This is a genomic window from Streptomyces sp. SID13726 (assembly GCF_010548375.1).
In the GTDB taxonomy this organism is placed as follows: domain Bacteria; phylum Actinomycetota; class Actinomycetes; order Streptomycetales; family Streptomycetaceae; genus Streptomyces.
The window spans coordinates 38134-53691 of record NZ_JAAGLY010000033.1 but is presented as its reverse complement, the minus strand read 5'-3'; the positions used below and the strand labels follow the sequence as shown (position 1 = coordinate 53691).

Genomic DNA, 15558 nt, shown 5'->3' with positions numbered 1-15558 from the left:
TTGAGTGCTGGCCGGTTCGACTGCTGGCCGGGCCGGCCCGCTGGCCAGGCTGACCATCAGCGGGACCGGCCGTCAGGCGGTCCGAGTGCTGGCGGGGGCGACCATCAGCCGGTTCGGCTGTTGCCCGGACTGACCGCCCTGGTTCAGCTGCTGCCCAGACTGACCGCCTGCCGGTTCGGCCGGTGGCCGGGGCCGATTGTCAGCCGGTTCGTCTGCTGGCCGGGGTCGATCGTCAGCGGGTTTGTCTGTTGGCTGTTCGACCGCGGCCTGGTTCGACGTGGGCCGGGGCGACCGTCAGCCGCTTCGACTGCTGGCCGGGCCGAGACCGCCTGCCGGTTCGTCTGCTGGCCGGGGCCGATTGTCAGCCGCTTCGACTGCTGGCCGTTCGACCGCGGCCCGGTTCGACGCGAGCCGGGCCGGCCGCCAGCCGGACCGACCGCCGGCCGCTTCGACCGCCGCCCCCGCCGCCCGCCAGCCGGTGGGTCGATCAGCCGCAATCCGTGATGTAACCCCTTAAATGGGGCGGGTGACCGCTACCGATCGTCGGGCAGTGCTGCTCGCCGCCGCAGGGCTGGCGTTCGCCGCGGGGTGTGCTACCAGCGGTGCCGCAGCTCACCCCGCCCGCTCGCCGCACGCCCCCACCCGTGCCCCCGCCGCTCCCGGGCCCCGTCGCCTCTCCGGTCTGCCCGACCAGCTGACCCACGGCCCCCGGACCCGTCCCCGGGTCGCCCTCACCTTCCACGGCCAGGGCGATCCCGCCACCGCCCGCACCCTGCTCGCCGAGGCCGAGAGACACGGCGCCCGCGTCACCGTGCTCGCCGTCGGCACCTGGCTCGACGCGCACCCCGACCTCGCCCGCCGCATCCTCGACGGCGGCCACGACCTCGGCAACCACACCCTCCACCACGTCGACATCAACGGCATGTCCGAGGCCGACGCGAGGGCGGAGATCACCGGCTGCGCCGACCGGCTGCGGCGGCTCACCCGGTCGATCGGGACCTGGTTCCGCCCCTCCCGCACACCCACCGCCTCGCCGTTGGTCACCCGGCTGGCCCGCGAGGCCGGCTACCCCCACGTCCTCTCCTACGACGTCGACTCCCTCGACTTCACCTCGCCAGGCGCCCCCGCCGTCGCCCGCAAGGTCCTCGCCGAGATCCGCGAAGGGTCCGTGGTGAGCCTGCACTTCGGCTACGACGACACCATCGCCGCCCTCCCCGTCGTACTGGAAGAACTCGACCGTCGCGGCCTGGCCGCGGTGACCACCACGGAGTTGTTCAGCTGATGCCTCCCACGCCGATGAAGCGCACGTTCATGCGGAACGCCCTGATCGCGGGGGCCGCGTTCGCCGTCCTCGCCGCCTGCGGCACCGAGACCGGGGACGGGTCGGACGAGGCCCGCGGCACGAAGGCGGCCGCCCCCGTCCCGGTGAAGCCGGTGCGGAAGCCGGTGCGAGGGCTGCCCGGGATGCCGCCCGTCCTCGACCCGAAGGACGTGTACGCCGCCGACCGCCCGGGCAGGCTGTCGCCGGTGGTCAAGGACTTCCCGTCCCGGGTCTACGTGCCCAACACCGAGTCCGACACCGTCTCCGTGATCGACCCGAAGACGTACGAGATCATCGACACGATCCACGTCGGACGCCAGCCCCAACACGTCGTGCCCTCCTGGGACATGAAGACCCTGTGGGTCAACAACAACCGCGGCCACACGCTCACGCCCATCGACCCGAGGACCGGGAAGGCGGGCAAGCCGGTCGAGGTGCACGACCCGTACAACCTCTACTTCACGCCGAACGGCAAGTACGCCGTCGTCATGGCCTCCCTCGACCGCGAACTCGTCTTCCGCGACCCGCACACCATGAAGCGGGTCAAGACCGTGCCGGTCAGCTGCTACGGCGTCAACCACGCCGACTTCTCCCTGGACGGGAGGTACTTCATCGTGTCCTGCGAGTTCAGCGGTGAGCTGCTGAAGGTCGACACCGAGAAGATGAAGGTGATCGGGCAGCAGAAACTCCCCTTCGACGGGGCGATGCCCCAGGACGTCAAGATCTCCCCGGACGGGAAGCGGTTCTACGTCGCGGACATGATGGCCGACGGGATGTGGGTCCTGGACGGCGACAAGTTCGGCAAGCCGACCCTGCTGCCCACCGGCAAGGGCACCCACGGCCTCTACGTCAGCCGCGACTCCCGCGAGATGTACGTCTCCAACCGGGGCGAAGGGACCGTCTCCGTCTTCGACTTCGCGCGCGGCGAGGTCACCAAGAAGTGGCGTCTGCCGCACGGCGGCAGCCCCGACATGGGCGGCGTCTCGGCCGACGGCAAGGTCCTGTGGCTGTCCGGCCGCTACAACTCCGAGGTGTACGCCATCGACACCCGCACCGGTGAGCAGCTCGCCCGCGTCAAGGTGGGCAGCGGACCGCACGGGCTGGCCGTCTACCCGCAGCCGGGGCGGTACTCCCTGGGCCACACCGGCATCTTCCGCTGACACGCTGACACGCCGTCGTACGGGTGAAGGTCCCCAACGCGCCGTCGCAGGGCCGGAATTGTGGTCACCATGATCACAACTCGCCTGCGGCGGCGCGCCGCTGCCGCCGTGCTGTCCCTGGCCGCCGTCTTCGCGACGACCGCGGCCGCCGTACCCCAGAAGGCCCCGGAGCAAGCCCCGGAGCGGGTCCCGGGGACGGCATCGGAGAAGGCCCCGGCCTGTCCCCGCTTCGACGACCCGGTCAAGGCCGCCGTCGACCGCCGGGTCGACGTCGGGCGCATCACCCCCGAGCCGGTCTGGCGCACGACCTGCGGCACCCTCTACCGCAGTGACGGCCGCGGTCCCGACATCGTCTTCGAGCAGGGCTTCCACCCCAAGGACGTCGTCACCGGGCAGTACGACATCACGCAGTACGTCCTCGTCAACCAGCCCTCGCCGTACGTCTCCACGACCTACGACCACGACCTGTACAAGACGTGGTGGAAGTCCGGCTACAACTACTACATCGACGCCCCCGGCGGCGTGGACGTGAACAAGACCATCGGGGACACCCACAAGTGGGCCGACCAGGTCGAGGTCGCCTTCCCCGGCGGGATCGCGCGGCAGTACGTCATCGGGGTCTGCCCGGTCGACAAGAGGACCAAGGTCGAGATCATGAGCGAGTGCGAGAGCAACCCGTACTACGAGCCCTGGCACTGAAGCAGCAGCGCCTCCGCGCCCACCGGGCGGTAGCCCGCCGCCTGGAACGCCCGCGTGCTGCGGGCGTTCCCCGGTGAGATCTGCGCCCACAGCGGCTCCGCGGTGAGCTGCCGGGCCGCGGTCACCAGGGCACGGCCGAGCCCCCGGTGGCGCGCCTCCTCGTCCACCTCGACCGAGACCTCCGCACGGCCGCCGATGCCGCGGCCGATGACGATCACACCGCCCTCCGCCGTCCAGGCCCGCACGCCGTCGCGCCGGCGGCGGGCGTAGCGGACGCGCGGGTGCCGCGCGTCCTCGATCTCCGTGAGGCGGAGCGGCGGTTCGCCCGGCAGCGGGTCCGCTACCAGCATCGCGTCGACGGTGTCCGTCCGACGGCCGGTCCGGTCCAGGAACGCGGTCAGGAAACGCGGGTTCATGGTCGCGGCCAGCGCGTCGCAGTCCAGGCCGCGCAGGGTGTCGTACACCCACCGCGGGTCCTCGTCCGTGAAGACGACCGAGTGGCCGGTGAAGGCGAGGACCCCCGCGTCCCTGGGGCTCGCCTGCCGTACGACCGTCGTGCCGCCGTCGGCCGGGGGGAGGACACCGCGGGCCGCCGCGTCGAGAATGTCCCGCAGGGTCTCCATCGCGGCCTCCCTTGAGTCTCCACCCACTGGAAGGCCCACACTCGCAGACATGATCGAGGACGGCACCGCGCTTTTCACCATCGGCGAGCTGGCCCGCGCCACCGGACTGACCGTGCGGACCATCCGCTACTGGTCCGACGAGGGCGTACTGCACCCGGTGGCGCGCTCCACGGGCGGCTACCGGCTCTACGACACCGAGGCCGCCGCCCGCCTGGAACTGATCCGCACGCTGCGCGAACTGGGTCTCGGCCTGGACGTCGTACGCGAGGTGGTCGAGGGCGAGAAGAACCTCGCGTCGGTCGCCGCCGCGCACGTGGCCGCGCTGGACGCGCGGATCGCCTCGCTGAAGGTGACCCGCGCGGTGCTGTCGACCGTCGCGAGACGCGGTTCGACCGCGGAGGAGATGACCCTGATGCACAAGCTGGCACGACTGTCCGCCGCCGAACGCAGGCGGATCATGGAGGAGTTCGTGGCGGAGACGTTCCACGGACTCGACCTCGCCGACCCGGACGTGCGGGACCGGATGCGCGACAGCGCCCTGAACCTGCCGGACGACCCGACCCCAGAGCAGGTCGACGCCTGGGTGGAGCTCGCGGAGCTGGTGCGGGACCCGGAGTTCCGGGCGCTGATGCGCAGGGCGGCCGAGTTCAACTCCGCCGACCGGGAGTCCGGCACCTCGCCCGGCGCCGCCATGGGGTTCTTCGAGCGGCTGGTCCGGCTCGTGGGCCGGGCCCGCGCGGACGGCATCGCCCCCGAGGCGCCGGAGGCCGAGGCGGTGCTGCGGGAACTGCTCGGCGACGCCGACCGGGCCGGCGTCCTCGACCGCATGAAGGCCACCCACAACACCGGCCTGGCCCGGTACCGCGAACTCATGGGGATTCTGAAGGGCGCGCCCCTCCCGGCCCATGAGCAGGACTTCGCCTGGGTGGTCGCCGCACTGGAGGCCGGAGCGGGCCGCTAATCTGACCTGCGGCAGCAAGCCAGCAGGACACGACAGAGGCCAGAAAAGGGGCGGACCGGTGGCGCACATCGACATCGAGGAAGCACGCAAGCAGTTCGAGCGCATCGATGCGGACGGTGACGGCTCCATCACCGCCGCCGAGTTCAAGTCCGCCCTGGCCCAGGGCGGCGACTGGAACGTGACCGAGTCGGTCGCCGAGGCGATCATCAAGAGCCGCGACCTGAACGGCGACAAGCTCCTGTCGTTCGACGAGTTCTGGGCCTACCTGAGCAAGTAAGGCGTACGGAGCAGGGGGCGCCCGGCGGTGCGGGGCGCCCCCTTCGTCATGCCCGGCCCCGGATGCGGACCGTCCAGCGGCCGTCGTGCCGCTCCAGGACCAGCGGCAGGTCGAAGCACTTGCCGACCTGGTCACCGGTGAGGACGTGCGGTGCCGGGCCCTGCGCGAGGACCCGGCCGTCGCGCAGCAGCATCGCGTGGGTGGTGCCCGCCGGAAGCTCCTCCAGGTGATGGGTGACCAGGACCGTCGCCAGCGTCGGATGCTCCCGGCGCAACGAGTCCAGCGCGTCGATCAGCCGCTCCCGGCCGGGCAGGTCGAGACCGGTCGCCGGTTCGTCGAGCAGCAGCAGCCGCGGCTCGGGCATCAGCGCGCGGGCGATGAGGGTGCGGCCCCGCTGGCCCTGGGAGAGGGTGGGCCAGCGCGCCTCGCCGAGGTCGGCGAGACCCAGCGTGGCGACGAGCCGGTCGGCCCGCTCCCGCTGCTGCCGCGTCGGCTCCCAACGGGGCAGCGGGACCACGGAGTTGGTCAGCCCGGTCAGGACGATGTCCCGGACCCGCAGCGGCGCGGTGAGCGGATGGCGGGGGTTGACGTGACCGACGTACGCGCGCAGCTCCCGCAGATCGACCCGGCCCAGCCGGCGGCCCAGCACCTCGACCGTGCCCCGGGTGGGGTGGACCAGGGCGCCGAGCAGGCTGAGCAGCGTGGACTTGCCCGCGCCGTTGGCGCCGAGCAGCGCCCAGTGCTCGCCCGCCCGGACGGTCAGCGAGACCTCCTGGAGGATCGCCTTCCCGTCCCTGACGACGTGCACGTCCGCGGCGCGCAACACCTCCCTCATCGCGTCACCCGGTTCATGGCGGAGAGCACGGCCCGCACCCCGGCCGACGGCCCCACGCCCACGCCCACGCCCGCGCCCCAGGCCGTACGGCCGTCCACGCGGCACTCGGCGTAGGCGACGGTGCCGCCCTCCCGGCCGTGTTCCTGCTCCTGTTCCCTCTTCCGCTCCTGCTCCTGCTCCCGCTCCCGCTTCCGCTCCTGCTCCGTGAAGTCGACGATCTCGACGGTGTGCCCCGCCCCGGCCAGCGCGTCCACGAACGCGGAGACCGGGCTGCCGCCCGTGCCCTCGTGGTCGCCGACCCGGTCCCCGGCCTCCAGCGTGCACACGAAGCGGTGCACGCCGGGCGCCTCCTCGTACGATGACCAGGCGTGCAGCCGTACGTCGCCCTCGGCCAGGTAGGTGGTCTCGAACAGCTCGTACAGCTCCCCGGGTGTGATCTCCCGGCCGCCGGTGTCGGTGGCCTCCTGGACCACCCGGGCGAAGTCGGGGCGCATCCGCACGGGCAGGTCGATGCCGTGCCGGGTGCGCAGCAGATACGCCGTTCCGCCCTTGCCGGACTGGGAGTTGACGCGGATCACCGCCTCGTACGTCCGCCCCACGTCGGCCGGGTCGATCGGCAGGTAGGGGACCTGCCAGGGCTCGTCCGGGTGCCGCTCCCGGTGGGCGAGGCCCTTGCTGATGGCGTCCTGGTGGGTGCCGGAGAACGCGGTGTACACGAGGTCGCCCGCGTACGGATGGCGGGGGTGCACCGGGAGCCGGTTGCAGTGCTCGACGGTCTCCCGCACCGCGTCGATGTCGCCGAAGTCGACCATGGGGTCCACCCCTTGGGCGTACAGGTTCATCGCGAGGGTCACCAGGTCGACGTTGCCGGTGCGCTCGCCGTTGCCAAAGAGACAGCCCTCCACGCGCTGGGCGCCTGCCAGCACGGCGAGTTCGGCGCAGGCGACGCCGGTGCCGCGGTCGTTGTGCGGGTGGACGGAGAGGATCACGGAGTCGCGGCGGGCCAGGTTCCGGTGCAGGTACTCGATCTGGTCGGCGTAGACGTTCGGGGTGGCGATCTCGACGGTGGCCGGGAGGTTGTGCGTGACCGGGCGGTCCGGGCTCGCGTCCCACAGCTCGGTCAGCCCGTCGCACAGCTCCAGGACGAAGTCCGGCTCGGTGAGGTTGAAGGTCTCGGGGGAGAACTGGAAGCGGGTCCCCGGAGCGGCCCGGCGGGCCATCCGCTCGGCCGCCGTCCGCACGGTCCGCCACACCTCCTTCCGGTCCCGGCCGAGGACCACGTCCCGCCACACCGGCGAGGTGGCGATGTAGAGGTGGACGACGGCCCGCGGCAGCTCTGCGATCGAGTCGAAGGTCCGGTCGATGAGGTCGGCCCTGGCCGGGGTGAACACGACGGGGGTGACGTCGTCGGGGACGGCCCCGCTGGTCACCAGGTGCCGTACGAAGTCGAAGTCGGTGCGGCTCGCGGAGGGGTAGCCGACCTCGATCTCCTTGAAGCCGGTGCGCACCAGCAGGTCGAAGAAGCGGCTCTTGCGCGGGGTGTCCATCGGCTCGGCCAGGGCCTGGTTGCCGTCGCGCAGGTCGACGGGGACCCAGAGCGGGGCGCGGTCGATGCGGGCGGCGGGCCAGCCCCGGTCGGAGACGGGGACGTCGACGCGCTGGTCGTAGGGGCGGTAGCGGTGGAACGGCATGGGGCCGGGGCGCTGGGGGTTCCAGAGGGTCTGCACTGCGGTGGCTGCCTTCGTCGCGGTCGGGACGGTGACCGGCAGCACGGCGTCCCGCGGCGGGGTGCCGGTCGCGTCAGGCCCCGCCGCGGCAGCCGAGAAGAAGGAGACCGCGGAACGTCATGGCCGTACCGTAGCGACTCCTCAGCTCCTCAGACAAGTAGAATTCTGCTGACTCCTCAGACAAGCAGGTGCAAGCCGTGCCGCTAGGCCCCGTCCGCCCCAGCCCCCTGGTCGAGCAGGCCGCCGAACGCCTGCGCGAGCACATCGCCGCCGGCCACTGGCCCGTCGGCGCCAAGCTGCCGGGCGAGACCACCCTCGCGAAGGAACTCGGCGTCGGCCGCTCGACGGTCCGCGAGGCGCTGCGGGCGCTGGCCGGGGCCGGGCTGGTGCGGGCCCGCCAGGGCGCCGGCGTCTTCGTCACCGCCACCGAGGTCACCGAGGACTGGCCCACCCGGCTGCGCCGGGCCGCCGTCACCGACGTCTACGAGGTCCGCATGGCCCTGGAGGTCCACGCCGCGACCCTCGCCGCCCGCCGCCGCACCCCCGAGGACGTGACGGCGATGGAACGCGCCCTGGAGGGCCGCCGATCCGCCTCCACGGCCTCCGACGCGGCCTTCGTCGACGCCGACATCACCTTCCACGCCACGGTGGTCGCCGCCGCCCACAACCCCGTACTGACCGACCTCTTCCACGAGTTCACCCCCGCCCTGCGCGAGGGCCTGACCGACCTCCTCACCCTGACCGCCGCCCGCACCACCGACCCCAACACCGCCGACGCGGCCCACGCGGCGCTGGTGCGGGCGGTGGCGGAGGGGGACGCGGAGGGGGCGGCGGGGATTCTGCGGGGGGAGCTGGAGGATCCGTTCGCCGGGTAGCGGGGTCAGCGTTGGGTGGGGATCCAGGCGAGTTTGAGGGAGTAGCGGGTGGCTAGGTCTTCGTAGCGGGTGCGGACTTCTTCCAAGGGGAGCTGGACTGCTTTGCTGTACGCTGCGAGATCCTTTTCGGTGATTTTCTGCTGAGGATCACGTCCTGGCCGATTGTCATAGCGGTCGCGGGACAGTAGTACACGGGTGACCTTGTCCCGCTCCACGGACGCCAGCGACCACAGGGCGCGGGCTCTTTCCTCACTGTCCACGCTTCTCAGAGCTTGTGTGGCGGCCCGAGCGGATCGCTGGTCGCCCAATGCCGACAGGGCGGCGATCACCACCGACGGCGGTTCCAATGTCAGCTCTTTCTTGAGGTTGAGCAGTGGTTTCACCGCGCGTGAGTCGCCGAATCGACCCAGGGACCGAGCGATGGACTCGTACAACTCGGGTTCCTTGGTGTCGGGCAGGATATCCAGCAGGGTGTCTGCTGCCTGGGAGGTCTCCAGGGCTGACAGGAGGAGGACCGCCGCCCGGCGAACCTCCGGGTCGCGATGTCGGATAAATGGGATTACTGGGGCGCTCTCTTGAGGAAAGAGCCGCGCGTACTCCTGCGAGAGGAGTTCGCGCCCCTTTGACGTGCTTGCTTCGAAGTGCTTGATCACGGAGGGGCCCATAGCGTGGTGGGCGGCCTTGCTGCTGTCGTCGAAACAGAGCAAGAGATACGCGACGGCCTCCGCGGACAGTTCTCCGGTCTTGATGATCCGTGTCAATTCGTGCAGTTGCTGAGTTGTGGGTTCCCATGTGCGTTGTTGCGCGTAGACCGATGTGCCTTTGGACAGCCAGCAGAGAGCCCAAGCGGCTGATGTGCTTTCGCATAGTCCGAGTGACAGCATCGCCGTCAGTCGCGGTATCAAATCGGGCACAAGTACGATGGTGCCCTGGAATCCCGCCTCCATAAGCGCGAGCGCTGCTTCGATAGAGGTGCAGGCGTCTGGTTCGGCAAGCCGGCGGGTCTGCTGTCCAACCCAGACTTCCACCTCGTGGCTTGACTTGGGTATGCCGTGGCCGAGCGCTGAGGAGATTACACCGCCGAGTCGCCAGAAATCCGATGGTTTCTCCAGCCAGGCCGCGATCAGGCGACGGATCAGTACGGGCCCCCATATGGAAGCCAACATCTCAGCACTGGGCGAGTCTCTGTTGCTGTACCTGTCGTCATCTGATGCCTCGACGAACCTGTCGATGATCTGCAGTGCCGCACCCTCGCTCACATTGGGCTCGTCGGAGAGGCACGCGACGGCCAGCGTTGCCCTGACGGCACCGGTTTCTTCAGGCTCGTCTCCCAGCGGGAGTGCGATGGCGAGAAGCACACTGTCCACATCGTCGTCATTGCACGACATAACACACAGGCGGAGGGCTTCGTGCCAGCTCTCTGCTGCGGCTGGATTGCTGAACGAGTGCGGATCGGGAGAAGTCCGTGCCGCGAGCACAGCCACCTGATCCGCCAGCGGCCTCCCCCTCTCCTTGCCCGGGAAACGCCCTGTCACCAGCGCGAGCCCCGCCAGGTACTCCTGGAATGTCAGGTGCCGGAACTCGTACACCGGCACCAGCTCACCGTGGTGGCGGGCATGGCCGGATTCGACGAGGATGCCCGTCCGGCTCTCCAGCAGTCGTAGGAACTCAAGGGGTGAATGATTGTGGGCCGCCCGGACGACCGGGAACTCCTCCCGCATCCGTTCGAGCGTGTCGAGCACCTGGTCCTCGCGCATCTGCTGCACCCCGGCGTCACACATGGAGTACGCCAGATACTGCAACTGCGGAAGCGCCTCGTACCGGTCGATCCGCTCGCTCGCGCTGCTGCGCCAGCTCAGGAGCACGTCCACGGCCTCCCGGTAGAGATCCGCACGGTGACTCGGAAGCTTGCCGACCTTCTTCTTGACCAGTGCCATCGTGGTCAGGAGCATCGGATTGCCGGTGAGGCGCTCGATGCGGTCCGAGCTGTGGATGTCACTCACCAGCTGTCGCCTCGCCTCCTCCCGGCCTGCCAACGGTTCGGCCACTTCGCACCAGCGCTGCGCGAAGTCGTCCTTGTCCTCCGGGGTGAGATCGAGCACCGTCACATGCTCGAAACCGCGACCGATGGCCAGCCCCATCTCCTTGTATCCGACGATCCGGGACGTGACGACGATGGAAGCCTGCGGGTGGGCGACGTGGATCTGCTCGATCTGGCTGCAGAACCGGGCCCGCAGGCCCGGGTCGGCGATCTCGTCGAGACCGTCGATCAGCAGCAGGACCCGCCCGTCCTGAAGAGCGTCGAGCAGTACCTCGGCCAGGCTCGTGGTCTCCGCCTCGGAGAATCTGGATTGGGCGTCGTGACGTAGCTGGCGTCGGACGATGTCTTCGAGCGATCCCAGCCCCTGTCCCTCGTCGATCTCCCGGCACCGGATGAGGAGGGGTAGCCAATCGGCATCGGGGAGGGTGTCGACGTCGGGCAGCTCCCGCCAGTCCGGGTCTGCTTTCAGACGCAGCAGATAGGCTGTCGCGATCCAGCGCAGCATGGTGCTCTTGCCGGCCCCCGGATCGCCCAGCACCACCAGCCGTTTCGACTGCTCGAGACGCCGTCCGATGGAGAACCGGGACTCGGAGTCGGTCGTATTGCCGATCCCTCCGCGCTGACCCTCCATGTCCTGAAGCGTCTTGTCGAGTTCGTGCGCGGCGCTTCCCAACGCGATCTGCACGCCGACGCGCAGGGAGACGTACAGACTGCGCAACAGCAGTTCCTTGGTGGCGAGTTCGCGGTCCTCGATGGGGAGATAGGCGAGGTGCACGATGTCGCAGGTGCTGAGGGCGAGGTCGCGGTACCGGCTTTCCAGGTCGTCGGATGCTCGACCGCCGGTCGGCTCGTCGGATCCGTCGACCGGGTAGTACGCCGAGAGGGCGTCGACCAGTGCGGCGATCGCTCTGGCCGGGTCCTGCCAGTAGAGAGCGACCTTGCCGTCGAGGGTCAGTGTCTCCAGGTCCGCGTCCTGCTCCATCTGGAGGGCGAAGATCCGTACGCCGGGGTGGTGCCGGGCGGCGTTGACCAGCCGCCGTGCCCAGGGAGTGCCGGCCGCCCTGACCGTTCCGCAGAGGACGAGTGGACTTCCCTGGGCGATCGCCTGCGAGGCCTTGTCGCTCAGGGACTCGCCGACGAGGAGCGTGCCGTAGTGCAGGACCTCGTATCCGGCGAGGGCCAGAGGGGCGCCGACCTTTTCGGCGAGGTCTTCTTCACCCTGTGCGTGTGCGACAAGGACTTGCACCATGTGTTGCCCCCCGATGAGCGGTTCCGCTGTTCCGCGATCAGCGGATCGCCTGTAGCAGTTGTCGGACGCCGAGGTCCCAGTCCTTCGCCAGGTCCGCGAACTTGAGGTCGGCGAGGATGGCGGGCGCGGATCCGCCGAACCGTACGGGCAGGACGCGCACCCCCTGGCCGTCGAGTTGGCGGTGCAGCGCGGACATCCACTCGCGCGAGGTCCAGGGACTCTGGACGCCGTCCGGCGCGTCCGAATAGCACAGGACGAGATAAGAGGCGCCGTCCAGGCCGCTGTTGATCTTCTCCACGATGGAGTCGCCCAATCGGATGTGCCATTCGTCGAGCCACACAGTGTGTCCGGGCGTGGCGATCTCTCGCGCCAGTCGCTCGGCCGCGGCCCCGTCGCTGGTCCGGTGGCTGATGAAGACGTTCGCCATGTCCGTCCTGTGCATGTCGGTTGGCCCATGCTAGTGAGGAACGGTGCCGGTCGGCAGACGATCTCAAGGAATATGTGACGTTCTGCCAGCAGCGGTACCTCGCACCCGACCTCGCCTTCGAGTGTGACCCCGAGGTGCTTTCGGGCATCCCGGGGCAGGCTCAGCATGTTGACATGGCTGTCGCGTCAGGCCTTCGCCGCCCACTCCTTCAGCGCCGCCTTGCTCGCGAAGTCCGCCACGTTCTTGTCCAGCGGGTCGTCGGTGTACTGGTGGAAGCGCCACTTGGCCTTGATGCGGGGCTTGCCGGCGGTGACGTAGTCGGCGATCCAGAGGCCGTCGCCGGCGTAGGACGTGGTGTCGACGTTCAGCCAGTAGTGGCGGTTGGCGTAGAGGACGACCCGGTTGTTCGGGCGGAGTTCCTTGACCTTGCGGATGAACTGGTCCTTCTCCGCGTTGGAGGCGTGGGTGCCGTCGCTGGTGGTCTCCCAGTCGACGGCGAGGATGTCGCCCGCCTTCTCGGGGGCGTGCTTGACGAAGTACTCGGCCTGGGCGGTGAGGTTGCCGGGCCAGAGGAAGTGGTAGAAGCCGACGACCAGTCCGGCGTCGCGGGCGTGCTTGGTCTGGGCCGTGAGCTTCGGGTTGACGTAGGAGCGGCCCTCCGTCGCCTTGACGAAGGCGAAGGAGTATCCGTCCGTGTCGAAGCTGGACGATTGGTACGCGCTGACATCGATGCCACGGAGCATGTGGGGGCTCCCTAGAAGTGCGAGTGGGGGGACGAGAGTTGATGATGCCCCACTTGCCCGGTGCGGGGACACGTATCGCTCAATCGTTCTTCATGAGCGGATCACCGCGACTTCACCGGCCGCGGACACCCTTGGCCCGGCACTCCCGCCCCACGCAAAGGATCCGAGTCCGCCATGAACCATGAGAATTCCGGCAGTGTCTCCCGGAGGACCGTCATCGCCGGGACCGCCACCGCAGCCGCGGCCCTGACGGTCCCGATCGCGGCAGGATCCGCGCAGGCCGCCACCGGTTCCGAGGCCGCCCACGGCCCGGTGACCGCGGTGTCCCCCTGCGGGCGCGTGCGGGTCACCCTGCGCCTGGACTCCGGCACGGCGTCCTACTCCGTGGCCGTGGACGGCACCGAGGTCGTCCCCGCGAGCCCGCTCGGACTCACCCTGGAGGACGCCGACTTCGCCGCCCGGCTGACCCTCACCGGCCGCGGCCGCCCGAGGACGGTCGCCGTCGACTACGAACTCCTCCAGGGCAAGGTCTCCCGGGTCCGCAAGACCGCGACCGAGCGCGTGGTCTCGCTGCGCAACGCCAAGGGCCTGCCCATGGACGTCGTCCTGCGCGCCGACAGCGAGGGCGCCGCCTTCCGCTACCGCTTCCCCGACCGCGGCGACGGCGTCACCCGCACCGTCGTGGCCGAGGCGACCGGACTGACACTGCACGTCCCCGCCGACGGCGGCGCCCAGTTCACCCAGCCGTACACCGTGCAGAAGCCCAAGTACCAGGAGTGGTACATCCCCAGGGACCACCACACCGTCCCCGCCCTCGGCGACGCCACCACCTCGGTGCGCGGCGCCTCCTTCCCGCTGCTGGCCCGCACCGCCGCGCGCGACGGCAAGCAGTGGTGGGTGCTGGCGAGCGAGTCCGGCATGGACGGCACCTACGCCGCCTGCCACCTCGCCCAGCCCGCCCTCGACACGGCCGCGCGCAAGGTGACGTACACCGTCGCCTTCCCCTACGACGACGAGGCGCTCGGCACCCTCGGCCCCGGCACCCCGCAGATCACCGGTGCCTGGCAGACGCCCTGGCGGTTCGTCGCCGTGGGCCGCACCGCCGCCGAGGTCGCGAACACCACGCTCGCCACCGACCTCGGCGTGCCCTGCGCGATCGAGGACACCTCGTGGGTGCGCCCCGGGCCCGCGACCTTCAGCTGGATGATGGACCACAGCAGCCCGCAGAGCCTGGAGGCCACGGTCAAGTGGTTCGACCTGGGCAAGGCGATGGGCTGGCCGTACGCGCTCGTGGACGCCAAGTGGGACCAGATGAACGACGCGGCCGGGAACGCCGTACCGCTGGAGCGGATCGTCTCCGAGGCCGCCGCGCGCGGTCTGAAGGTCTTCCTCTGGCACAACTCCGGCGGCACCAACAACAACAGCGCCAGCACCCCGCGCGACCTGATGGCCGACGCCACCACCCGCCGCGCCCGCTTCAAGCTGCTGCGCGACGCCGGGGTCGCGGGCGTCAAGGTCGACATGTGGGAGGCCGACAAGCAGCAACTCCTCGCCCGGCAGCGGGAGGTGATCGAGGACGCGGCCCGCTACCGGCTGCACATCGTGCTGCACAACACCACGGTCCCGCGCGGCTGGGACCGCACCTACCCGCACCTGCTCGGCGTCGAGGCGGGCCTCGCCAGCGAGAACTACTCCAACACCAAGCCGCTCGCCGACCAGATGCCCGAGCAGACCACCATCGCCGCGATCAGCCGCAACGTCGTCGGCGCCTTCGACTACGGCACCACCCTGCTCGCCCCCTACGCGCTGCCGCAGAGCCCGCGCCGCACCACCGACGCCCACGAACTCGCCCTCACCGTGATCTACCAGTCCGGCTTCAACGGCTACGCCGACGGCCCCGAGGCCTATCTCGCCCAGCCCGCCGAGGTGCGCGAACTCCTCGGCACCGTGCCGGTCGCCTGGGACGAGACCCGCTTCCTCGCCGCCGACCCCGCGAGCCATGTCGTCGTCGCCCGCCGCAAGGGCCGTACCTGGTACATCGCCGGAGTCAACGGCCGGACCCTCACCATCGCGCCCGGCCTCGACTCCGGTGCCGCCGACTACACCGCGCCCACCGGCCAGGCCCAGAAGCTCGCCTTCGACCTGCGCGACCTGGGCGTCAAGTCCCCTGCCACGCTTCGGCTGTTCACCGACACCTCCGCCACCGACCGGACCCTGCGCACCACCACCCGGCGGGGCTCCAGGTTCACGATCGACACGGCGGCCTTCGGAGGGTTCATCGCCGTGCTGTGAGGCGGGAGGTGAGGTCGAGGGGTCCGGGCTCTGCGCGGGCCGGTGGACCAGGACGAGCAGCGGCGGTTCGGGCACGGCCGTGCGCGGCAGTCGTACGAGACAACCCGTCGAGTCGGGCTCGCTCCGGTGCGGGTCGCCGCTGATCTCGATCACCGCGCCCCGGCCGTCCACCCGGGGGCCCGGTAGATGACCGGCCGGTAGTACGTAGCGTGATTACGTGGTTCTGCGGATGTGTCGTCCCAGGTCACGCGGCTTGACTCGGCGTGCGCCGGAGAGATTCGCCCGGACGATTGTCAGTGGCACCTCCTAACGTTCCGCTCATCGTCAC

Annotated in this window: 13 protein-coding genes; 7 read left to right on the top strand and 6 right to left on the bottom strand. The window is 70.2% G+C overall.

Going from position 1 to position 15558, the window contains the following annotated elements; genetic code table 11:
• Positions 1-517: 517 nt before the first annotated feature.
• The 3 genes from G3I78_RS43000 (at position 518) to G3I78_RS42990 (ending at position 3180) form a co-directional block, all read left to right on the top strand.
• The gene (locus G3I78_RS43000; RefSeq protein ID WP_164435219.1) at positions 518-1282 is read left to right on the top strand and encodes a polysaccharide deacetylase family protein; all 765 of its coding nucleotides are present in this window, start codon (positions 518-520) and stop codon (positions 1280-1282) included.
• Positions 1283-1296: 14 nt separating this feature from the next.
• Positions 1297-2481, top strand: a complete 1185-nt coding sequence (locus G3I78_RS42995; RefSeq protein WP_164435275.1) for a YncE family protein — start codon at positions 1297-1299, stop codon at positions 2479-2481.
• A 69-nt stretch (positions 2482-2550) separates the two neighbouring features.
• Positions 2551-3180, top strand: coding sequence for an ADP-ribosyltransferase (locus tag G3I78_RS42990; RefSeq protein WP_164435216.1), 630 nt, complete (start codon positions 2551-2553; stop codon positions 3178-3180).
• Here G3I78_RS42990 and G3I78_RS42985 read toward each other — a convergent pair.
• On the bottom strand, positions 3162-3803 hold the full coding sequence (locus G3I78_RS42985; RefSeq protein ID WP_164435214.1) for a GNAT family N-acetyltransferase: 642 nt from the start codon (positions 3801-3803) through the stop codon (positions 3162-3164). The two genes, G3I78_RS42990 and G3I78_RS42985, sit on opposite strands and share 19 nt — an antisense overlap.
• 49 nt (positions 3804-3852) lie before the next feature.
• Between G3I78_RS42985 and G3I78_RS42980 the strand changes: the two genes are divergently transcribed.
• Both G3I78_RS42980 and G3I78_RS42975 read left to right on the top strand, forming a co-directional pair.
• The gene (locus tag G3I78_RS42980; RefSeq protein WP_164435212.1) at positions 3853-4764 is read left to right on the top strand and encodes a MerR family transcriptional regulator; all 912 of its coding nucleotides are present in this window, start codon (positions 3853-3855) and stop codon (positions 4762-4764) included.
• Positions 4765-4822: 58 nt separating this feature from the next.
• The gene (locus G3I78_RS42975; protein WP_164435204.1) at positions 4823-5041 is read left to right on the top strand and encodes an EF-hand domain-containing protein; all 219 of its coding nucleotides are present in this window, start codon (positions 4823-4825) and stop codon (positions 5039-5041) included.
• A 46-nt stretch (positions 5042-5087) separates the two neighbouring features.
• Here G3I78_RS42975 and G3I78_RS42970 read toward each other — a convergent pair whose 3' ends face one another.
• Both G3I78_RS42970 and G3I78_RS42965 read right to left on the bottom strand, forming a co-directional pair.
• Positions 5088-5876, bottom strand: coding sequence for an ATP-binding cassette domain-containing protein (locus G3I78_RS42970; protein ID WP_164435202.1), 789 nt, complete (start codon positions 5874-5876; stop codon positions 5088-5090).
• Entirely contained in the window at positions 5873-7567 is a 1695-nt protein-coding gene (locus G3I78_RS42965) for a 2-isopropylmalate synthase (protein WP_164435273.1), read from the bottom strand. The genes G3I78_RS42970 and G3I78_RS42965 overlap by 4 nt, the downstream gene beginning before the upstream one ends.
• A gap of 233 nt (positions 7568-7800) precedes the next feature.
• On the opposite strand from G3I78_RS42965, the gene G3I78_RS42960 reads away from it, so the two are divergent.
• A complete protein-coding gene (locus tag G3I78_RS42960) occupies positions 7801-8478 on the top strand; it encodes a FadR/GntR family transcriptional regulator (RefSeq protein WP_164435193.1) in 678 nt (225 codons plus the stop codon).
• 5 nt (positions 8479-8483) lie between these two features.
• On the opposite strand, the gene G3I78_RS42955 is transcribed toward G3I78_RS42960, so the two are convergent.
• The 3 genes from G3I78_RS42955 to G3I78_RS42945 form a co-directional block, all read right to left on the bottom strand.
• Positions 8484-11768, bottom strand: a complete 3285-nt coding sequence (locus G3I78_RS42955; RefSeq protein WP_164435191.1) for an NACHT domain-containing protein — start codon at positions 11766-11768, stop codon at positions 8484-8486.
• 37 nt (positions 11769-11805) lie between these two features.
• Positions 11806-12195, bottom strand: coding sequence for a toll/interleukin-1 receptor domain-containing protein (locus G3I78_RS42950; RefSeq protein WP_164435189.1), 390 nt, complete (start codon positions 12193-12195; stop codon positions 11806-11808).
• A gap of 185 nt (positions 12196-12380) precedes the next feature.
• Positions 12381-12938 (bottom strand): GH25 family lysozyme, encoded by a 558-nt coding sequence (locus G3I78_RS42945; RefSeq protein ID WP_164435187.1) that lies wholly within the window; start codon positions 12936-12938, stop codon positions 12381-12383.
• Between the two features lie 174 nt (positions 12939-13112).
• On the opposite strand from G3I78_RS42945, the gene G3I78_RS42940 reads away from it, so the two are divergent.
• The gene (locus tag G3I78_RS42940) at positions 13113-15230 is read left to right on the top strand and encodes a glycoside hydrolase family 97 protein (protein WP_164435185.1); all 2118 of its coding nucleotides are present in this window, start codon (positions 13113-13115) and stop codon (positions 15228-15230) included.
• Positions 15231-15558 lie beyond the last annotated feature (328 nt).